Source organism: Nostoc sp. T09 (assembly GCF_002154695.1).
Taxonomy (GTDB): Bacteria; Cyanobacteriota; Cyanobacteriia; order Cyanobacteriales; family Nostocaceae; genus Aulosira.
Genome location: NZ_MTAV01000135.1, coordinates 1 through 21,375, shown reverse-complemented (window position 1 = coordinate 21,375; position 21,375 = coordinate 1). Strand labels below are relative to the sequence as shown.

Below are 21,375 nucleotides of genomic sequence, written 5' to 3'. Positions count from 1 at the left end.
ATTATTTATTAGCAGATACTCCAGCTTTTGTATCCTCAGTAGCTAACTGGTCTTCAAAGCTAATAAATTTTGGTCTTGTAGCTGACATACTGACAGTATTTGAGTCATTTGAGCCTTGGTCAACAGTCGTACCATTCTTTTTAGCTTCTATCATGCGTCGCAGCGACTCGTAACCATCAACGCCTGGTTTAAGCGTTACCAAAAGATTACAAGTACTGCGATCAAGCCTTGTTACTGCACAAATCACAGATTGGTTTAGGGTTTTGGGGTCAGTGCGATGACTAAAGCCAATTAAACCATCTTGGCGAAAACCTTCCAAGCGTTGAGCAATAGCATCGCAACGTTTCTGAGTATTCCACTCATCGCCAAAATTATTAACCATCTTCAACCAAGGCTTTTTCGTCTGGTCATTGCGGTACATTACTGTCCAGACTTCACCCCCGTTTTGTGTGTCGGGTTGCAACGCGCAAGAAAAACGGTCTTTTGAGCTAAAGCCTGGTAACTCAGGAGTCCAAGCAGTGATTTGAGCGTATGCAAAAATTGCACCAAAAACACCTGCTGCTGTACCGATCGCAGCTAGAGCCAAATTGATGATGTTAAATGTATGCTGTCCCTTAGGCACGGGATATACTCTCCCATAAGCAAAAATCTCTAATATTGATAAACTACAGCAGCTATCTGGGAGATTACGGAATTAAATAAATTTTTTATGATTTTATCAAAAATTGCGATTTACACCTCAGTCAGGAGCGTGCAAAATTCAATGCAGATAAAAAAAGATAAACTTGAGATAGGTTAGGCAAAAAGCCTAACCTATTAACCAGCAGTATCATTATATATATTTAATAAGGATGATAATTTTGAGCTTTGAATCCCCCAAAGGGGTTGACTGCTGAGATATACCCTTGAAGAAAATGTAAACTGTGTTTTGGCTTTGTAGCCACTATGAGCGTGAATGATACTGCACACACAGATAATTTTGCTTGGAATCGGCAAGTATATCACCGCCTAAAACTTGCCTTGAGTCTGAATTTACGAAGACAACTGTTTTTGGCAGTTTGTGATGATTTACACTTGCGAAACCAAGTAGCAGCCCGTTTGCATTCTACCTTGGCTTATCCTGTTGGGCAAGTGCTATATCAGCCAGAAGATAGCTTGGAAAGTAGCACACCAGCTTATCCACGCTTAGCTACCTTGCGTTTAAATTTAAGCGACCCTAATCCCATAGCGCAGATAAATCAATGGCTAACTAATTATCCACCGCCAATTGTTGGAGGATCAAAAGACACCCCAGGACGACCCTTACCAATACCTGCATTTCAAATTGTTGGTGTAGAGCTACTAACCAGACAACCAGTAGCGGTACAACGTTTATTTTTACATTATCTCCGCCTAAGCGAGGAGTATTTGTCTACCCAAGAATCCAGCCGCTTCCTAGAATCTAGCTTGCTGTTGTGGGTACCCCGTCCTTGGTTATCAGCTATTCAGCAGTCAGCACCACAGTTTTGGGATTGGCGTACAGGTGTGTTTTTCTTCGCGGGAGAACCGACACCAACGACCCACAATGCAGGCTATCCAGAAAGGTTTGCTAGCTCTAGAAGTCTGGATTTTGAAAATTTTGAACCATCTATTTTGGAACAAGCAGTCGCTCAGGCAGAACTAAAAGCAGCAGAGGAAAGCGATCTGAAATTTGAGGATGATTTCGATTTTCAACCAGAAACACGAGTAAATCATAGACGACAACCACAGGAAGTCTCTATACCAATAGAGCTATTGAAAGTTGAGACTAAGCAGGAACAAGCTCCAGTTAGATCCAGCGAAAATAATCTACCATCACTGCCATCTTTGAGTAATATTAGCAAAGAGTTAACTGATTTAGTATTAGCAACAATTAATACTAAGATTATTCAAGATGAAGATGAAATTTCGCAAGCGCAGCACATGCTTGTAGAGATTGAACAATTACACTCACAGAATGCTTCGGGGGAGATACTAGCAGCCGCTTATCATCGTTTAGGAAACTTTTATCGTCTTCGGATTGAACAAGGGCAGGTAAATTTAGAGAACCTGATGGTAGCAATTATTTCCTACCAAGAGGCAGTATCCTTTGATGATACCTCACCACAACTGCCAGATATCTTGAATGACTTGGGTACACTTTACTGGATGCTATACCGCACACCACCCAATTCTGAAGAAGGGCAAACTTATATAGAGCAAGGAATTGAATTTTATAAGTTGGCTTTAAAGCTGATATCACCACAGACGCACCCAGAAACTTACGCTCGTGTGCAAAATAATTTAGGGACAGCTTACGGAGATTTAGCTCGTTTTTCTAATCCCCCAGAGAGTTGGCAGCAAGCAGTTTTAGCTTATAACGAAGCTCTGCGCTACCGTACAGTGGCAATGGAGCCATTAAAGTATGCAGCTTGTCAGAATAATTTGGGGACTGCATACTGGCACCTAGGGCAATACAATCAACCTGTAGTGAATTTAAAACAAGCGATCGCAGCTTATAACCTAGCACTTGCTCACTACAGCCCTGAAAATGAACCGCTCAAGTATGGCATGATTCAAAACAACATCGGCACTGCCTACTGGAATCTTGCACAATACGAGCAACCAGGGCACAATCTTCAGATGGCTATTGATGTTTATTGTGACGCTCTCAAGTATCGCACAGCCGCGGCTGTGCCTAGCGGCTGTGCTGCCACACAAAATAACCTTGGTACTGCTTACTGGCATTTAGCAAATCTATCACAGACAAATAAAGAAGATAAGCATAAATATCTGCAATTGTGCATCGCTGCTTACGAAGAAGCCTTAGCCCTGGCTCACTCACTTCATGCTAGTACTTTAAGTTTTGATTTGTTAGCTACTCACAATAACTTAGGACTTGCCCATTATCAAGTTGCTACAGATAAATATTTTAATGGTGATAAAACAACACGTTCTCAACATTTAGAAGCAGCATTAGATAACCATTTGCAAGCCTTAAATGGATTGAGTAAACAACCAGAAGCCTATCAAACAACCTTTTCTTATGTGGTGAAAACAATTCGCGCTTTCCACAATGAATTAGGAATACAAGGACAAAATCTGGCTTTATCAAAAGTTCCGGGACAGATGTTAGCAGAAATTTTACCTAAGTTGTAGACGTATCTATAGCAATCTGATTTGATTCCTGAACTTACAAAGTAGAGGTAGGGAACGTGTGAACTGATGGCTTTTAGCCAAACGATAGGGATTAACCACGACCAGCGTTCGTTTTATTGGGAATATCACTCGGATAGACTCTAACATCCCATCCAGCAATAATAAAAATATTCACAGGCACTATATATTGATATGACACAAGTATCCCACCCACGACGCACCCGCATCTTGCCACCATCCCTTGTAGCGCCAGAAGAAAAAAAAACGCCGCCAAGAACAATGTGATGCTCTAGCCATAAGGTGTCGTGCAATTTTTGCGCGCTTGTGTCCGCAACTAATCGAGACACATTACAACTGGCATATTGCCATCAACCCCGACACAGAACAGTACCTCATTGACCCCACTCTCAAAGGGATAACGCAAAAAATTCGTGAGGTCTACGGCAATACTGGGGAGGTAAAACTAACAATCTTCCGGCTCAATGACACAGGAACCTGCGGTAGATTATGGGTGTAGGCTCGTTTGGAGACAACGGTGAGCTATACTTTGAAATTCAGCTTGTAGCGTTGTTGGGTTAGTATTTCCCAACATTAATCCTTCTTTCTTTGTGCCCTCTCCTTTCTTTGTAAATTGGCTATTGTTCTAAGGCTGTCAAAATGCGATCGCTCAATGCCCAACGATTAGAATTAGGCCTAATCCAACACTTTTCCGCTTCATTGAAATTGCGTTGATGTAGCAGTACTGAGTGCAAGTCTTTTTTCTGTTGAACATTGAGTTTAGTTACCATCTTCTCCGCAGCTCGTAATGCACAAGTCTGCTCAAAGGCTGTTTCCGAACTATTAATGATATTGAGTACTGCATAAAAATAAGTCGAATCTCCAGACCATTCTGTTACAGAAAGTCCTAGTAATCGCTTACCTTGATCATTGGATTTGATCAGATTATTTACATCTTGTTCAGAAAAATTCACTTCTGGTGCTAGAGCACGCATCCTACCGGCAATAGACTCCATCTCAAATGTGCGTTTTGCTCCTCGTGGTAAGGAACTTCTGAGTTCTTTATAACGTTGGCTTAAGCTCTCAATTTGTTTTCGTGCTTCCGACGAAGGCACCCGTGATGCATAAGCTTTCTGCCATTCATGGCGCATTTGCCGCATTTCTAGCTGTTGTTGTGGCGGTGCAACATCTTCTGCTAGCTTAGTATGCTCAATCAAAAATCCTAGGGTATCGCCAGTTAATGACTGTAGCATCGGCATCATACTAGAGCCAGTAATTTCCCCTGCTGGCGTCTTGATAGCTCCTCCCGTTAAAGCAATTATTTTTAGTAGAGATGGTAGCCAGATTAGCGCTAAAAAAACGGCTGTTGTATTTGTTACTTCAAATTTAAACGTTAATTTTTCACCGCCAGTTACTTGAAAGGTACTGAGAAGGATAAAAAGACTACTAATAATTAACCAGTTTTTAGGGATGTGAATGATTCGTCTAAGCAACCAATCCACTGCTTCCCTAGAAATCTGGTTGTTAGCTAGCTCTTGATCTGATTTGCCAATCATATTTTTATAACGATTCAGTTAATGATAGTGATATAGAAATTCTTGTAAAGTAAAGGGCGGGAAATTCCCGCCCTTACGGGCATTTGCGTTAACCAGAATTACCAATAGGGTATGACTTCTAAATTATTCTCATCTGCTGCTTTTAAAATCGGACCCCGTAACAATTCGTGTTTGAGCGGTAATACATTTTCTGGTCTACAGTTGAAGAAATGTTCTGCACGTTCATAGATAGCGATCGCATCTTCATTATTATGAGCATTGCAATAAATTAACCCATGAATTTGGGTGTAAATTGCTGGCTGCTCATAAAAATAGCGCGACCAAGCTTGACTCAGGGAACGCTTTTCTGTCTTGGCTAGGGTGGCTTCGTTCGCACCAGCCCGCATCGCACCCGTACCCCGTAGATCTAATAATTTTAAATCCCTAGTAGCAGTAACGATCGCAATTTGTTGGTCGGTAATTTCTATACAACCGAGATCGCCAAAAACTTCTACTAGACAACTGGAAAGTTTTGGTGCAAGGTAGTATATACCACGTTCTCGATCAATGGCTTGTTGATAATCGAGCGGCTCGTAGGAAAAACTGGGAAAGTTGCCACGATGATGATCGAAACGATAAAGTGGACCCCACACCCGAAAGCTCAGCGCAGTAGTACCAAAGTCTGTCCGGAAAATTCGCAAAAGTTCCGTGCCCTTTTTCAAGCTATAAAATTTTGGTTTTGGCCTGCCAAAGCGAGGTGGCGGGACAATTAGTTTGACCACCTTTATCACTCCTCATCTGGTTGACTGACAAAATAGGAATACTTGATGTTCCAGACTTTTACGGTGTCTGTCAACAAGTGCTAGTGTACGGAATTCAAAATCGTCTGGAAAAGTTTTTGAGATTGGGTTAACCTTTCTGAAAACTTTTCGTCAACTGCAAAAAGCTGATTACTTAGGCTTTTCGTATATTCTGAATAGTAGCTTGATTTTTGCCGTGCTGTACTAGTACATAAAAACTATATTTACAGCAAAATTCAAGAGTCAGCTACGTGTTTCCGGACATTTTTATCTATAAAAGTGTAGCTCTTGTAACTTTTGTCAATCAATCAGTAGATTTGTTGCCAGGATTTATACTGAGATATTTGTGAAGAAGACAAGGGGACGCGGAGAATGAAAATTTCCCCGCGTCCTCGCATTGATTCTTCTGCATGATTTGTTGTCTAACAGACTTCTACAAAACTCCTACAGTCCTGGCTTCGGCAATTACGTCATCTATTTGCCCAAACTTCAAGGCTTCTATAGGGGTTAGACCATTTAAAGCGTTGTTTGGTCGAGTCAGCCAACTTATTTTTGAGAAAGCAGGAACATTCAGAGCTTTTAAAACATCTGGTAGCCCAGCGACTACACCATCTGGCCCCTCAGGATCGAATTGCCAAATGGGAAATTTCCAGACTCCGTTATCTTGAACAGCAATTAAGCTATTCTTTTTTAAGCGATCGTGTGGTGTCTGACGGGTTGTATTCAATAAATCGGCTACTTGCGGTGCTGTTAATGAAGATTTAAGTAATTCTTGTCTCCACCTAAAATTTCTCGTCAGCGCAGCAAGTTCTAATTTACTATGCTCTTCATCACTGATTTGATCGGCACCAAGTTTGGCAGCAAAGTCAAGTTCAGCTTGAGAATACTTTGGCTTAGTATGAGTAGGAGCCAATCTTTCTGCTAAACATTTAATCTCCTCAGGTTGTAGAGAATTGAGATAATCCTGAAATTCTAGTGCGATTCGCTCTAGTGCTTGTTTCATAACATGTTTTCCGGAAGGAGCATCAATTGAGACGTTAATTTCGCTCATAATCCCTCCTAAACCGACCACTTAACATAATAATTTACTTCTTCATGTAAGAGATGTCAAATACCTAGATCTATAGATTCGCACTCTCATGTATGTTTTACAATCATTCTTGAGAGTGATTTAAGTATGACTTTTGCATGAGATGTGTATGACTTTTTGCTAAAGTAGCTATATAAATCACAAAATAATTTTAGATAGAGGTAATGACTAGGCGATCGCTTCAGGCATCGGCCAAGGGAATTAGTAAAGCCGAAGCTGCCCTGATCCGTAATTCCTTGACACAGCAAGGGTTAGCCGGAGAACTAGGCATTAGCCGTCAGCCAGTTACCAAGTTTTTTCAAGGCAAACCAGTTGACCGCTACATTTTTGTCACAATTTGCGAAAAGCTCAACCTGAATTGGGAAGAAATTATCATTTCCTCATCCTTCCCCAATGAAGAACAGCCAGCCAGCGTTAGCCAAATTCAGAGTTTGGTGCAGAATGTCCGTGAAAAAGTTCATGACAGCATTCAAAGGCGTTGTGGTGTCATCCGGGTGCTAGATATGGAACGTCCAAGAAGGCTGGATACTATCTACACTCATGTCAATATTTTGGAACGGGTGGCTGGACGCAGGCGGCTGGATATTGCGGAGATAGTACGGGATTTTAACCCTAAGAAGTTTAACTGTTTTAATTTGGGTATTCTAGAACAACCGCGCTGGCCAGCCCTAGAAGCCGTAGAACGCTACGACAAATTGATGATTTTAGGGAAACCAGGAATAGGGAAGACAATATTTTTAAAATGGCTGGCAATTCAGTGTAACTTGGGTGAGTATCGAAGCGATCGCGTCCCTATATTTATTGATCTTAAAGACTTTGCAGAGGTTAGAGAGCAACCAAACTTACTAGAGTACATTACAGAACAGTTTGAAGATTGTGGGGTTGTTCCAAATGCAGCGCTAACCCTTCTCACTCAAGGGCATACAATCGTTTTATTAGATGGGTTAGATCAAGTTAGGGATGCCGATTTTAACCGAGTTGTGCAGGAAATTCGCAGGTTTACAACGCGATTTTATGCTAATTCCTTTGTTATTACCTGCCGAGTTGCCGCAGCTAATTATATCTTTGAACAATTTGCAGAAGTAGAAATTGCCGATTTTGATGACCAACAGATTACTGAATTTGTAATCAAGTGGTTTCAGGAAAAAGCAGCGATCAAAGCGCAAGATTTTTTACAAAAGCTACAAGAAAATCAATCGCTGAAAGAACTAGCGACTAATCCCTTATTATTAAGTTTTTTATGTTTATTTTTTGAAAAAATAGCAGATTTTACCAGAATTAAATCTGAAATTTATCAAGAGGCATTGAATATATTGCTTAAACAATGGGATGACCAGCGTCATATTCAACGAGATGGGATTTATCAGCAACTTTCTCGACGACAAACACAAGAATTATTGAGCGAACTTGCCAGAAAATATTGGGAAATAGGTGAGTATTTCTTCAAGCAAGAAGCTATTGAAAAGCAGATTACCGAATACATTCGTAGCTTAGCTCAGGACCAAAAAAATTTGGATTTTTTAGAAGAAATTGATAGTGAAGGGTTTCTAAAGTCTATTGAATATCAAAATGGTTTATTGGTTGAGAGAGCAAGAGGTATTTACTCTTTTTCTCATATTACTTTTCAAGAATACTTAGTTGCTAAAGACATTTAGACTATAAAAGAGCTAAAGATTTACTTCTATGTTGAAGATTCCAATGATTCTCATACTCCTCATCTAGCTAGTTACGGGTGTTGCTAGCCCGATCAACTTTGGAAACAACTGTGCAAGAACCACTTTTAAATTGCAGGAGTGGTGAAATTGCTAGGCTCTGCACATGTTGATCAATACCACGTCCTTGAATAATCACCTGGGAACGTGCATGAATTAATTCCCTGATCTGTGGACAACCCATAACAGGAGTCAGTTCTGTTAAAGCAAAGAGAAATTCTTTATTTAATTTATTTAACGATGGTCTTAATGCCTGGTTTAAGTCTGGCACGTTAGAAAAAGATTTAATTCCTTGCTTTTGCCAGTTTTGAAAATCATCTGTTTGGATGAGTTTTCCTGCTTCTATTTGTGCTTGAAAAAATCCTGCAATTATATCGGGTTTTAGACGATACTTTTTTGCTTGTAGCCTAACTTCCAATAGTAACTCTTGTTCACGCTTTAGATCCTCAATAGGACGTTTATGATTCCATTTCCAACGGGCCACATCATGTGCAATTAGCAATCGCTGCTGGATCAATTTTAGTAATTTATCTACAGGTATTTGTTGATCAGCGATAGTAATAGCTTGGGAATTTACTAATTGTAATGGACTAGAGTTATGAGCAGCTAAATATAATTTTAACTTTGCAGCAACTACTGTACCAGGAAAAAAAATCCCAAAGCAAATAATTATGACAAATAGCAGTGGATGTTTTCTCAAAAAACTTAAATTCATGTCAAAAAGTTTATACACATTGCTACCCATCAAAATTCTACACTAAATTGATAGAAATACAGTACTTAAATTTAATAAAAAACTTTCATATTTCATGATTAGCAAGCTGATACACATTAAAATTGCATATTTTTAGACAAATCTAGCAATTCAATGTCTAACAGCTTACTATTTCGCGCTACTCCCACCGTCCTTCTTCCCATGCTTTAATTGCATAAAATACTGATGAGTAATCATCATTAGCGAAGGACATCTTCATCGCTGCTTGCAAGATTTGCCTGACACCTTTAATACTACTAACATCTAAATCAACCGCTTTAGCTTCATTGATAAATAAGTCTGTATCTTTCACCAAATGTTTAGTGGGAAAATTCGGATTGGCAAAATTGCCATCTAACATTCGTGACAGTTTTTTATCAAAAGTAGGAGCGTAAAGCGTACTTTCGCGCAGGATTTGCATAAATGCTTCCACGTCAATATTCTGACGCTGGACAAAAGCTAGACTCAGAGAAAAGCTAGTTGTCAGGGAAGCAATTAGTTGATTTAGCGCCAGTTTAATGGATGCCGCAGCACCTACAGGCCCTACTAATCGAGGCTCTGGGCCAAAATGTTGTAGTAAATTTAAGTGGCGCTGAAATTGCTCTTCGTGAGCGCCTACCATGACAATTAGTTTGCCAGCTTGTGCTTCGGGAATACTTCCTAAAACTGGCGCTTCTAGATACTCACCACCAGCGGATACCACGGAATCTCGAATTTCTTGGCTTTCTGTGGGAGTAATTGTCCCCATTTGGATGACGGTGCGTCCTGAGAGAGTTCGCCACGAGGTATCTGAAAGCAACACACTATAAATAGCAGCAGCATTTGTGAGCATCAGGATTATGCAATCAGCAGCGCGAATTGCATAGCGGGGATGTGTCGCAATTTCTGCACCAGCTGCTTGTAGTGGTGCTAATTTTTCTGGGGTGCGGTTGTAGGCAACTAACTCTATATTTGCTGCTAATAGCCTTTGAGCCATCGGTAGCCCCATCAGTCCAGTTCCCAGAAATGCCACCTTCATTGTTTATGTTCCTTTGGTACAGCGTAGGCGAAGCCTGTCTTAGACATCGCGTTTCCATCTTTTGAATTGAATATTTAGTTATCAGTATCCAGAGATAACTGTTTACTGATAACTGTTTACTGACTATTAACTCCTAGATATGGTATTAGCCACCTGCGGCAAAAGTTGCCAGAATTAAAACTGACAGTAAGATACCAGGAGTGAGTAGTGTCACTAGCATTAACAAGTCATGGGTACTCATAATTTTTGATTTCCTTAGGTTTTTAGTTGTCACTGTAACAGTGTTACGTTAGTCTATTGAGACTAATACGGCATTAATAGAGTTTTAACTTTTCACTTACTTTTACTCTGGCACAATCAATCCTTTTAGCGGTTGAGACAGTTGTTTTCCCTTTAAGCCTTTGCTTTGAACTAAAACACCAAAGCCACCTAGTCCCAGAGGATTGAGGAGTTCGTGCAGTGACTCTCGGCGCTGCAACAACTGCGAAATAGATTGTTCTTGGTAAGAAAGAGCAGCAATGCGACTTCCCAAGCCTAACGCCATCAAAAATAATCCCTGCTGGGTAAAACCCACTTTATCTAAACCGCAGCGATCGCCCCATCGTTCCAAAGCAGTAAAATCAACATGGGCTGTAATATCTTGCTGGCCGATATTGATATAAGGGTTGTCGTGGTGGCGATGGTGGTAATAACACTTTAAGGTTCCTTGCGATCGCCTGGGGTTATAGTAACGACTGGCAGGGTAGCCATAATCAATTGTTAACACATACCCGCACTGCAAGCGGTCTGCCACTATACTCAACCAATCTAGAGCCGCTAAATTGATTTCACTACGGTAGCCATCTGTATAACCACTTTGAGCAAAATCAATTCCCACTAAATCCAAATATTCAACCAATCGGGGAGTAGAAAGTTCTCCTGTGACTTCCACAAATGATGACATAGTAGCAGCGAGACTAGAGTCAGTTTCTCCCTTAATTCCCTGCTCTTTTGATGTTGTCACATAAATTTCTCGCAATTTCCCCGCTTCTAAAATAAACTGATGTACTGGCAAAGCATCCACCAATTCATTAGAGAAAAAGCAACCTGTAATGGAATTGAGTGGTATTTCCTCTAGATTGCACCAACGTACAGAAAAATCTTGTAAGCGTTGCTGCTGTTCTTGCCTAAGAGATGGGGATTTCTCGACAATTAGATATTCTAAAACAGCGAAAAAATCCGGGTACTGCTGCTGACAGTACTTGAGGATATGCGAGGCCAACAATCCTTGACCTGCTCCCATTTCTACCAGGCAAAAGGTCTCAGGCCGCCCTAAAATCTCCCACATTTGGAGAAATTGTTCCGCTAGTAATTCACCAAAGTCTTGGCCAAGGTGGACAGAAGTGAAAAAATCACCACCCTCAAACCCAAGTTTTACGGCATTGCTGGAATAGTAACCATGTTCAGGGTGATATAACACCATGTCCATAAATTCAGCAAAAGTGATTCGCTGTTGAGGATTTGTGGCAATCACAGAGGCTATGGCCGCACACAGCACCGGATTAGAATCCATACAATTTCAGATTTGATATATCATAATTGGACAATGGAAAACGGGAAACAGGTTAAAAACTCGGAATAATTACCAATTTTCAATCCCAAATCCACAATCACAATTTTCCTAATTTTTCTGGCTTAGCCTATCTATAATTTATTGTAGGGTCGGCGTCTCACCCACATTCTTGGCTTCCCGGAAGGTAGGCGCAAACAAAGAAATACAGATATCAGCACCTGGTCTAAATACATAAAGACTGCTGTAAATCAGCATTTTGATAGTTGATTGTGAACAACTGTAGTTCATCCAATTACAAATGCATTGAGGTACTAACTGGATTTACGGCGTTTGGTTAGGTGTATAGCAAAAATTCACTTTTATCAGAACTTATAGGTAGAATACATAAGCCTGATTCTATTCCTCGACTATCATGGGCAACACTTTTGGTCATCTATTTCGCATTACTACTTTTGGTGAATCCCACGGCGGTGGCGTGGGAGTTGTGATTGATGGTTGTCCACCGCGACTGGAAATTTCTGCTGAGGAAATTCAAGTAGAACTAGATAGAAGGCGTCCAGGACAAAGTAAAATTACAACGCCTCGCAAAGAAGCTGATACCTGCGAGATCCTATCTGGAGTGTTTGAAGGAAAAACCTTAGGAACGCCGATCGCAATTTTGGTGCGCAATAAAGACACCCGTCCCCAAGATTATGACGAAATGGCTCAGACATATCGCCCTTCACACGCTGACGCAACTTATGATGCCAAATATGGGATTCGTAATTGGCAAGGTGGAGGTAGGTCTTCGGCGCGTGAGACAATTGGACGAGTAGCAGCAGGTGCGATCGCGAAAAAAATTCTTCGTCAAGTCGCCAATGTGGAAATTATCGGTTACGTCAAGCGCATCAAAGACTTGGAAGGCGTTATCGATCCTAATACTGTCACCTTAGAACAAGTTGAAAATAACATCGTCCGCTGTCCCGATGCTGAATCGGCAGAGCGCATGATTGAATTAATTGAGCAAATTGGCAGACAAGGTGATTCCATCGGCGGCGTAGTAGAATGCGTAGCGCGGAATGTCCCGAAGGGTTTAGGGGAACCAGTATTCGATAAATTAGAAGCAGATATTGCTAAAGCTGTAATGTCTCTTCCTGCTAGCAAAGGTTTTGAAATTGGTTCAGGTTTTGCAGGAACCCTGTTAACAGGAATTGAACATAACGACGAATTTTATATAGATGAACAAGGTGAAATTCGCACTGTAACCAACCGTTCCGGTGGAATTCAAGGGGGAATTTCTAACGGCGAAAATATTATTCTACGAGTTGCGTTTAAGCCGACAGCAACAATTAGGAAAGAGCAAAAAACTGTAACTCGTGAAGGTGAAGAAACTCTATTAGCAGCCAAAGGAAGACACGATCCTTGTGTGCTACCTCGTGCTGTTCCAATGGTGGAAGCGATGGTTGCTTTGGTGTTATGCGACCATTTATTACGTAATCATGCACAGTGTAAAGTGTTATAAGTAATACGCAATTTTTGACAGCAAATTTTACTGATGTGGGGTGGTAATTATGCCATTCCTGTTTTTTACTAAGTGTTGTTATAGTATCGGATAATACAATTAAAGTAGTGCGATCGCGGTATCTATCAACATGGACATAGAGTTTCAAAATTGTTTACAACACTTTACTGCTTTAAAGTCCAAGTACCAAGCCAATAAGTATGAAGATTCATCACCTTCTAGTCCATTGTATTTAATTTTGCGAAAAGCTGACATTGGAATTAAAATCAGTGATTTAGAATTGCAATGGTTGTCAACAAATCAACTTATTGAAACAATAAACATTCTTAAACAACAGCAAAAAGATAGAGCAAAAGAATTATCTTCTTTAGAAGTTGAATTTTATAGATTAAAATCTAAGTTTAAGGCTAAAAAACATGATGTTTCATGGCAATCAAGTAATTTATATTTTATACTTGCAAAACTAGATTCAGGAATTACCTTAAGTGATAATGATTCAAATTGGTTAGTATCAAGTGGGTTGTTTGAAGTAAAAGAAGTTGCTCAAGAAATAGAGCAGTTTACACAACTTAAAACTAAGTACAAAGCTACTCAAAGTAAAGAATCAAATATTGAAAATTTACTATATCATATACTTGAAAAAATAGACACATCACAAAATCTAATTGATTCCGAGTATGAGTGGCTAATCAATAAAAACCTTTTAATAACAGCAGAAATTTATAATAAACAAGAGTTAGCAAAGGAAGATAAATTTGCTCAACTACAGGTTAAGTATAAAGCCACTCAATACCCAGAAAAATCTATATACAACCCACTGTATCCAATTTTGCAAAAACTTGATGCAGATGAAAAGCTAATTTATACAGAATTTAATTGGCTGGAAAAGCAAGGGCTTATTGAAACAATTGCTATTGCTCAAAAATTAGAGCAAATCCGAGAATTTACAATTTTGAAAGTTAAATATAAAGCAACTCAATATAATGATTCATCGCCTAAGAGTCACCTATATAAAATTCTCACAAGACTTGAAGTCGTAAATCAGTTGAGTGAGCAGGATATAAACTTTCTGAAAAAACGCAAGCTGACTGAGACTATAGAAATTGCAAATGAAAAATACGCCTTCACTCTTAAATCTAAAATAGATTCAGGAGAATTTCTTAATGATTCAGAAATTGCATGGCTGAAAAATAATAGACGTAAAGATATCATTACATTAGCTCAACAAAAGCACTTTGCTGTACTCAAAAGAAAGTATGGATTGATAGAGCCTAAATTGCCTATGGAGCCTTTCTATACAATCATGGTAAAACTTGAGAAAAAAGAACGACTAGACCCTCTGCTAGTGATTCAGTTTATAGAACAAAACCTATTATCTCGTGAAGGAAAAATTGCTCTTGCACATTATAAGCTAGAAGCAGAGTTTTACGAACAGGAATTGCAACGTACTGGACATAAGTGGAATATTCCTAATGCTAGTAGTTATTGGCGTAAAGCAAATGAACCAGAACAAGCTTTAAAAATTACTAACTTGGACTTAGGAAAAATCAAGAATAGTAATCTCAAATCAGCTATTTTGGTTACTAGAGGAGCAGCTTTTAGAGATATAGATAACTTATTTTATGCCGAAAAATGTGCTATAGCAGCTATTGATTGCCATCCAGATAGTTATCAACCTTATACTTTAATGGGAGCAATTGCCTATGACAATGGTGACTATCCAAAAGGTGATTATTGGTTTGAACAAGCTATCAAACGTGGGGCTAAAACTGAAGATATAGATGATGAAATTAAGCGAGTACTCAACAGTACGAAAGATGATGAAAAACGGCATGAAGCAGCCAATTACTTGCTGAAAAAAGATTCACATCGCTATAGCTGGGCTAAGTCTTATCTCAAAAAACCAAAAAATGAGTGTTAACTAAAAAGTTAGAGCTTTATTAAAAAACTTATAGATGAAAGTTTCTTTTATGTAATTTAATTTTAAATTTTGATTTAGAGTATAAGTTAGTGTAAAGTTGTGCATTCAATGGATTTTATTACAATCTTAGGACTACTAGCTGCTACATTAACTACTGTTGCTTTCTTGCCACAAATGTTTCAAACATGGCGAACAAAGTCAGCTAAAGATGTTTCTTATGTCATGCTGATTACATTTAGCAGTGGTTTATTTTTATGGTTAATCTATGGCATTTATCTCAAAGCTTTGCCAATTATTCTTGCTAACAGCGTGTCATTATTTTTTAACCTGATAATTCTATCGCTTAAAATGAAATATAGATAACCCTGCCGCGTGCCCCTCAGATTAGAAGTCTGAAGCTACACAAACAAAGTCTACCTGAGCGGACTTCAGAATTTGCAACCCACGGAGGTGGGTTTTGTCTGTGTAGACGCGAATTTTATTCGCCCGCATTATTATAAACACCCCCAAGCGATCGCCTGTGACATCCTCTGTATTTTCTGCTGAACGCCTGCTATTCACCCCCAACACCCCTAACACTGATGCTATTCCAGTGATTTTCGCCTTTCCTAATGAGTACAGCGTGGGAATCACTAGCTTGGGATATCAGGTGGTGTGGGCAAATTTGGCAATGCGTGATGATGTGCAGGTAAGCCGCCTGTTCACTGATATTCACGAACAGCTTCCGAGAAAGCCGGAAATTGTAGGATTTTCCATTTCTTGGGAACTAGATTATGTGAATATCTTAAATTTGCTCGAGTATTTGGAAATTCCGATTCGCGCATCTTTGCGTAACGCTCATCATCCGATAATTTTTGGTGGTGGTCCAGTTCTCACTGCTAACCCTGAACCTTTCGCAGATTTTTTTGATGTAATTTTGCTAGGAGATGGAGAAAATCTGCTGGGAGATTTTATTGAGGCGTACAAAGAAGTTAGAAACGCTTCTCGACAAACTCAACTTAAAGCACTTGCACAAGTACCTGGAATTTATGTTCCGAGTTTGTATGAAGTGGAATATCAAACCTTAGATGGTGCTGTAAAGTCAATTAAACCTATTTCCGCAGAAGTTCCGGCAATAGTGCAAAAGCAGACTTACCGGGGAAATATTCTCTCTGCATCCACTGTCGTTACCGAAAAGGCAGCGTGGGAAAATATTTACATGGTGGAAGTGGTAAGAAGTTGTCCAGAGATGTGTCGCTTCTGTCTAGCTAGTTATCTCACATTGCCATTTAGAACCGCGAGTCTGGAGGGTTCGTTAATTCCAGCTATTGAAAGAGGCTTGCAAGTTACAAAGCGGCTAGGATTATTGGGTGCTTCTGTAACTCAACATCCAGAGTTTGAGACATTGCTGGATTATATCAGTCAGCCTCAATATGATGATGTCCGTTTAAGCATTGCTTCAGTGCGCACCAATACAGTTACAGTGCAGCTAGCCCAAACTTTAGCGAAACGTGACACGCGATCGCTTACGATTGCGATAGAAAGTGGTTCAGAAAAATTACGCCGCATCATCAACAAAAAGCTGCATAATGACGAAATTATCCAAGCCGCAGTTAACGCCAAAGCTGGTGGCTTAACAAGTTTGAAACTCTACGGAATGGCGGGAATTCCCGGCGAGGAACCAGAAGATTTAGAGCAAACTGTGGCGATGATGCGCTCTGTTAAAAAAGCTGCACCCGGGTTGAGATTAACACTGGGATGCAGCACCTTTGTACCCAAATCACACACACCATTTCAATGGTTTGGAGTAAATCCGCAAGCCGAAAAGCGGTTGCAAATGTTACAAAAACAGCTAAAACCCCAAGGGATAGAGTTTCGCCCTGAAAGCTATAATTGGTCTATAATCCAAGCTTTGTTATCGAGAGGCGATCGCAGACTCTCCCATCTTTTAGAACTTACCCGTGACTTTGGCGATTCCCTAGGCAGTTACAAACGTGCTTTTAAGCAACTTAAAGGTCAAATTCCTGAGTTAGATTTCTACGTCCATGCAAATTGGTCAACAGAGCAAGTTTTACCCTGGAATCACTTGCAAGGGCCTCTACCACAGTCTACACTACTGAAACACTTGGCTGAGGCGACAAGTCATTTTGACTCATCCCCAAAAGAACTTCAGCCATTAAATTCGTAGCTTACAAGTTAATGCAAACAACAGCTGAGTATTACTGTGCTTATTGCGGTGAACCAAACTTAACCTTTGTTGATTTGAGTGCTGGGGGACAGCAATCTTATGTAGAAGATTGTCAAGTTTGCTGTAACCCCAATATTTTGTATGTACGGGTTGATGAAGACACCCTAGATATTGAGATTGATACCGAATCTGAAAGCTGAATTTTAGGTTTCTGTTTCCATGCTGCACTTTAAACATTCCTCTGTGATTAATGCACCACCAGAAGTAGTTTGGAAATTTCACGAAAGATCAGATATTTTGCAAATGCTAACTCCACCTTGGCAACCAGTTAAAGTAATGCGCCGTGACGCAGGACTGGAGGTGGGTGCTATCACAGAATTTCGTCTTTTTCTCGGCCCATTACCCTTGACTTGGTTAGCGCGTCACACTCAATGTGAAAAATATCGCCTGTTTGTCGATGAACAAATATCTGGGCCTTTTGAGTCTTGGGTACACAGACATGAATTTGAAGCTGAAAATGGTAAAACTAGATTAACTGATACCATTTCTTTTTCCATGCCTGGTGCACAAACAGTAGAATTTATTAGCGGTTGGCTAGTGCAAGCACAACTCGAAGCTATGTTTCGCTACCGTCATTATGTGACTAAAAGAGAGTGCGAAAATTAATTTGTAGTAATAGCTTAAGTACTTACTAAGCAACAATCAAAGTTTTTTTGATGAAGTACCCTGCTGTAAAAATATTCTGAGATTGTGTATAAATTCTCTGGTATTTTCAAAGTGAATATTATGCCCAGCGTTTTTAATGACTTTTAGCTGTGCATTTTCACAAATATCTGCCATTTTTTGATTAATATCTCTAAATTTTCTATCATATTCCCCAACAAGTAAAAGCAAAGGATTCTTGTTTTCTTTGAGTTTATCCCACAAAGAAGGTTGATATCCAGTACCCATAAAGCGCAGGGATTTATCCAATTCTAAAGGGTGATTTTCCAATCGACTTTCTAGCATAAACTCGTATTTTGGATGATTTTTGATATTTCCAAAAATCTGCTGAGTATACCAATTTGATAAGAACGCTGAAAAATCATCGTTTTCAAGACTTCTGATTAATTTTCTACCTATTTGATAATCGCGTTGAATGCGTTCTAATCGTTCTGTTTCTGTTGCCAAACCTGGAGAAGCTGATTCTAATACAACTTTAGAAAAACGTTCTGGGAAATGCAGGTTAAGGTATAAAGCTAATCGTCCACCCATTGAATAGCCAACTAAAAAGCATTGAGGAATTTGCAACTCATCTAATAAGTTAATTAAAGCCTGAGCAGTGTTTGGCACTGTATAGCATTCCTCACTACCCAAAACTTGAGTTTTGCCATGTCCAGGAAGGTCAATAGTCAAATAAGAAAAATCATCAGATAGTAGTATTATGGCTTCATCAAATTCATCGATGTTACCCATAAATCCGTGCAAGAAAAGAATTAATGGCTTATTGGAATTGCTAATTAAAGAGTAGTTAAATTTATAGTTAGTTAGAGACATCTTTTATTCATATTTAAGAAACCTGGCGATTTCTATTCACCAGGGTTGATTGTTTATAATTTGCTACTTTCTAAGGCAAAAACCGATCTAAAGCTGCCTTAAGTTGTGCAATTTCAGTATCAATATTGCCCTCTTGTGCGGCTCTGGCAATACACTCAGTTAAATGTTCATCCAAAACGATTCGCGCTACCCGATCCAATGCACCTCTGACTGCGGCAATTTGCAATAAAACGTCTGGACAAGGGGTATTTTGCTGAACCATTGTTTTTATACCTCGAATATGCCCTTCTATACGTGCAAGTCGATTCACAATTCGCCGTAAAGACTCTTCACTATGGACGTGAGGATGAACCGAGTCTCCTTGCACAGCATGATCTGGATGTTCGTGTTCGTGGTCTGTGCTGTGATTGTGGGAGTGTTCTACTTGCTGGGATGTAGGCAAGGATTCTTGAGAGGATCGGTTTAATCCGTTCATGGGTTATCAAAGTGCTGGTCTAACTAAGATACTAGCCTAGAGGGGAAGGGGGACAACGGAGATGAGGGGGATGAGAAAGCACAGGAAACAGAGGAGAAATCACAAATATTAATTGTTGGGTAAAATCCGAACCTGCCGAGGGGTAATCTCCATAATAGCTTTTGAGGTAAATATACAATTAATTTGATTACAGGTAGTTTACGCAATGCCCCAACTAAACAGTAAGTTGAAATTAAAGATAGTAATTTAATGATGAAGACGATGAGAGGAAATCATAATTTGTCAACTATTTATCTCCTCCAATTCTTCTAACTTTCATGAGCTATCCGAAAACACAACTTACGGGAGCAGGCGAAACCTGAACAAGAGTGCTCGCGTCAATACGCAGGTATTCTCATCGATTCTGTAAAAATAACTTTAGATAGATTTGTCACGACTAAGTAAAAATTACGCTTCTAGATTTAGGTTGTGATTTATGAGATTTCCCAAATTACCTCGGTCTATACGCCAACTCAGTTCCCATGTTTTAGCCATAATTCTAGGAGTTGTGCTAACTTTTACCACCCTGCGGGTGTTACCCTCCCAAGCAGAACCAGCGCCAAAGCCTGCAACTGCCAATACACCAGAATTGCTTGCTCAACGACAATCACCCACCTCGGCGGCGATAGGTAGTAGTAGCTTTGTGACAGCAGCCGTCAATCGTGTAGGACCAGCAGTGGTACGGATTGATACTGAACGCACAATTACTCGTCGGAACGATCCATTTATGGAAGACCCCTTTTTCCGCCAGTTTTTTGGTGACAGTTTCCAGCAACAGCCATCTAGGGAGCAATTACGCGGTCTGGGTTCTGGTTTCATTCTTGACAAGAGTGGGTTAGTTCTCACCAATGCTCACGTAGTCGATAAAGCTGACAGAGTAACAGTGCGGCTTAAAGATGGTCGCACCTTCGACGGTAAAGTTCAAGGTATTGATGAAGTTACAGATTTAGCGGTAGTTAAAATTAACGCTGGTAATGATTTACCAGTGGCCCCCTTGGGTTCTTCTAGTAATGTACAGGTAGGAGACTGGGCGATCGCAGTTGGTAATCCTTTAGGATTTGATAATACCGTAACTTTGGGCATTGTCAGCACCCTGAAGCGTTCCAGCGCCCAAGTCGGGATTACAGACAAACGCTTAGATTTCATTCAAACTGACGCAGCGATTAACCCTGGTAACTCTGGTGGGCCGTTATTAAATGGTGCAGGTGAAGTAATTGGGATTAATACAGCGATTCGTGCTGACGCGATGGGGATTGGATTTGCTATTCCCATAGATAAAGCAAAAGCGATCGCAGCGCAACTGCAACGTGAAGGTAAAGTTGCTCATCCCTATTTAGGCGTGCAAATGGTATCTTTAACACCGCAGCTAGCCAAGCAGAACAACACAGATCCCAACTCTCCCATTCAAATACCAGAAGTTAACGGTGTTCTAGTAATGCGAGTTGTACCCAACTCCCCAGCCGCTTCTGCGGGTATCCGACGCGGGGATGTAATTGTTCAAGTTGATGGACAAGCGATTACCACTGCGGAACAGTTACAGAATTTTGTCGAAAACAGTCGCCTTGGTCAAGTGTTGCAGGTGAAAGTCCAACGCGGTAATCAAACACAGCAGCTATCGGTACGCACGGCTGAATTGCAAAATGCTTCATAATCAGCGCTGAGTATTAAGTTGAATTATGATGCTGCGGGTATGCTGAGGCATACCCTTTATTTTTGGTTATCACTGCTAAAGTAAAGTTATCGTGAGCTAAAAAAGCATGATGTCTTCGCTTCCTGTCAACGACGCTCAACATAATTTACAAGAACTGATAGATCAAGTGGCAGAACAAGGTAAACCTGTGATTATTCAGGGTGAACGGGGTAATGCGGTTTTGCTTGCAGAAAAAGATTGGTCTGCAATTCAGGAGACTCTTTACTTGCTATCTATACCTGGAATGCGAGAATCTATCAAAGAAGGACTAGCAACCCCAATCCAAGAAGGCGATGAGGAGTTGGATTGGTGAGTCAGGGTAGTAATGGAGAGTCAATTCTAATTCAAAATTTTAGTGGATTACAGATTATTGTAGGGGCAAGGCAATGCCCATTGGTGTCAACTTAAGAAGATAAAGCCCAAATTTGTTGG

Annotated in this window: 20 protein-coding genes; 11 read left to right on the top strand and 9 right to left on the bottom strand. The window is 40.1% G+C overall.

Features of this window, described 5'->3' with window-relative positions; all coding sequences use genetic code 11:
* Position 1 precedes the first annotated feature (1 nt).
* On the bottom strand, positions 2-622 hold the full coding sequence (locus tag BV372_RS25330) for a COP23 domain-containing protein (protein WP_179198230.1): 621 nt from the start codon (positions 620-622) through the stop codon (positions 2-4).
* A gap of 323 nt (positions 623-945) precedes the next feature.
* Here BV372_RS25330 and BV372_RS25325 point away from each other — a divergent pair, with 323 nt between their 5' ends.
* Together BV372_RS25325 and BV372_RS37880 are read left to right on the top strand one after the other, a co-directional pair.
* Positions 946-3,156 carry a tetratricopeptide repeat protein gene (locus BV372_RS25325; RefSeq protein WP_086689259.1) on the top strand — a complete coding sequence of 737 codons (2,211 nt, stop codon included), beginning with the start codon at positions 946-948 and terminating at the stop codon, positions 3,154-3,156.
* Between the two features lie 322 nt (positions 3,157-3,478).
* Complete coding sequence (locus tag BV372_RS37880) at positions 3,479-3,673, top strand: hypothetical protein (protein ID WP_256973444.1); 195 nt, start codon at positions 3,479-3,481, stop codon at positions 3,671-3,673.
* A 118-nt stretch (positions 3,674-3,791) separates the two neighbouring features.
* Here the strand turns inward: BV372_RS37880 and BV372_RS25315 are convergent, their stop codons facing one another.
* From BV372_RS25315 to BV372_RS25305, 3 genes are all read right to left on the bottom strand, one after another.
* A complete protein-coding gene (locus BV372_RS25315; RefSeq protein ID WP_086689258.1) occupies positions 3,792-4,709 on the bottom strand; it encodes a hypothetical protein in 918 nt (305 codons plus the stop codon).
* Between the two features lie 98 nt (positions 4,710-4,807).
* Positions 4,808-5,470 (bottom strand): RES family NAD+ phosphorylase, encoded by a 663-nt coding sequence (locus tag BV372_RS25310; RefSeq protein ID WP_086689257.1) that lies wholly within the window; start codon positions 5,468-5,470, stop codon positions 4,808-4,810.
* A gap of 451 nt (positions 5,471-5,921) precedes the next feature.
* Positions 5,922-6,539: an antitoxin Xre/MbcA/ParS toxin-binding domain-containing protein gene (locus tag BV372_RS25305; RefSeq protein WP_086689256.1), complete on the bottom strand. Its 618-nt coding sequence runs from the start codon at positions 6,537-6,539 to the stop codon at positions 5,922-5,924.
* Between the two features lie 203 nt (positions 6,540-6,742).
* Between BV372_RS25305 and BV372_RS25300 the strand changes: the two genes are divergently transcribed.
* Positions 6,743-8,233 carry an NACHT domain-containing NTPase gene (locus BV372_RS25300; RefSeq protein WP_086689255.1) on the top strand — a complete coding sequence of 497 codons (1,491 nt, stop codon included), beginning with the start codon at positions 6,743-6,745 and terminating at the stop codon, positions 8,231-8,233.
* Positions 8,234-8,300: 67 nt separating this feature from the next.
* Here the strand turns inward: BV372_RS25300 and aroQ are convergent, their stop codons facing one another.
* The 3 genes from aroQ to BV372_RS25285 all read right to left on the bottom strand — a co-directional run bounded on the left by aroQ (position 8,301) and on the right by BV372_RS25285 (position 11,614).
* Entirely contained in the window at positions 8,301-9,023 is a 723-nt protein-coding gene (gene aroQ / locus BV372_RS25295; protein ID WP_218776767.1) for a gamma subclass chorismate mutase AroQ, read from the bottom strand.
* Positions 9,024-9,183: 160 nt separating this feature from the next.
* A complete protein-coding gene (locus tag BV372_RS25290) occupies positions 9,184-10,062 on the bottom strand; it encodes an NAD(P)-dependent oxidoreductase (protein WP_086689253.1) in 879 nt (292 codons plus the stop codon).
* A gap of 343 nt (positions 10,063-10,405) precedes the next feature.
* The gene (locus BV372_RS25285; protein WP_086689252.1) at positions 10,406-11,614 is read right to left on the bottom strand and encodes a class I SAM-dependent methyltransferase; all 1,209 of its coding nucleotides are present in this window, start codon (positions 11,612-11,614) and stop codon (positions 10,406-10,408) included.
* A gap of 412 nt (positions 11,615-12,026) precedes the next feature.
* On the opposite strand from BV372_RS25285, the gene aroC reads away from it, so the two are divergent.
* The 6 genes from aroC (at position 12,027) to BV372_RS25255 (ending at position 17,869) form a co-directional block, all read left to right on the top strand.
* A complete protein-coding gene (gene aroC, locus BV372_RS25280) occupies positions 12,027-13,115 on the top strand; it encodes a chorismate synthase (RefSeq protein ID WP_086689251.1) in 1,089 nt (362 codons plus the stop codon).
* A 130-nt stretch (positions 13,116-13,245) separates the two neighbouring features.
* Positions 13,246-15,036, top strand: a complete 1,791-nt coding sequence (locus tag BV372_RS25275; RefSeq protein WP_086689250.1) for a hypothetical protein — start codon at positions 13,246-13,248, stop codon at positions 15,034-15,036.
* A gap of 108 nt (positions 15,037-15,144) precedes the next feature.
* Positions 15,145-15,399, top strand: a complete 255-nt coding sequence (locus BV372_RS25270) for a SemiSWEET transporter (RefSeq protein ID WP_086689249.1) — start codon at positions 15,145-15,147, stop codon at positions 15,397-15,399.
* A gap of 157 nt (positions 15,400-15,556) precedes the next feature.
* Positions 15,557-17,203: a radical SAM protein gene (locus BV372_RS25265; RefSeq protein WP_086689248.1), complete on the top strand. Its 1,647-nt coding sequence runs from the start codon at positions 15,557-15,559 to the stop codon at positions 17,201-17,203.
* A gap of 11 nt (positions 17,204-17,214) precedes the next feature.
* The gene (locus BV372_RS25260; RefSeq protein ID WP_086689247.1) at positions 17,215-17,403 is read left to right on the top strand and encodes a CPXCG motif-containing cysteine-rich protein; all 189 of its coding nucleotides are present in this window, start codon (positions 17,215-17,217) and stop codon (positions 17,401-17,403) included.
* A 19-nt stretch (positions 17,404-17,422) separates the two neighbouring features.
* On the top strand, positions 17,423-17,869 hold the full coding sequence (locus BV372_RS25255) for an SRPBCC family protein (protein ID WP_086689246.1): 447 nt from the start codon (positions 17,423-17,425) through the stop codon (positions 17,867-17,869).
* A gap of 36 nt (positions 17,870-17,905) precedes the next feature.
* Here BV372_RS25255 and menH read toward each other — a convergent pair whose 3' ends face one another.
* A complete protein-coding gene (gene menH / locus BV372_RS25250; protein ID WP_086689245.1) occupies positions 17,906-18,739 on the bottom strand; it encodes a 2-succinyl-6-hydroxy-2,4-cyclohexadiene-1-carboxylate synthase in 834 nt (277 codons plus the stop codon).
* A gap of 70 nt (positions 18,740-18,809) precedes the next feature.
* Positions 18,810-19,214, bottom strand: a complete 405-nt coding sequence (locus BV372_RS25245) for a metal-sensitive transcriptional regulator (RefSeq protein ID WP_086689244.1) — start codon at positions 19,212-19,214, stop codon at positions 18,810-18,812.
* 475 nt (positions 19,215-19,689) lie between these two features.
* Here BV372_RS25245 and BV372_RS25240 point away from each other — a divergent pair, with 475 nt between their 5' ends.
* Both BV372_RS25240 and BV372_RS25235 read left to right on the top strand, forming a co-directional pair.
* Entirely contained in the window at positions 19,690-20,904 is a 1,215-nt protein-coding gene (locus BV372_RS25240; RefSeq protein WP_086689243.1) for an HhoA/HhoB/HtrA family serine endopeptidase, read from the top strand.
* A 109-nt stretch (positions 20,905-21,013) separates the two neighbouring features.
* Positions 21,014-21,256, top strand: a complete 243-nt coding sequence (locus BV372_RS25235; protein ID WP_086689242.1) for a type II toxin-antitoxin system Phd/YefM family antitoxin — start codon at positions 21,014-21,016, stop codon at positions 21,254-21,256.
* Positions 21,257-21,375 lie beyond the last annotated feature (119 nt).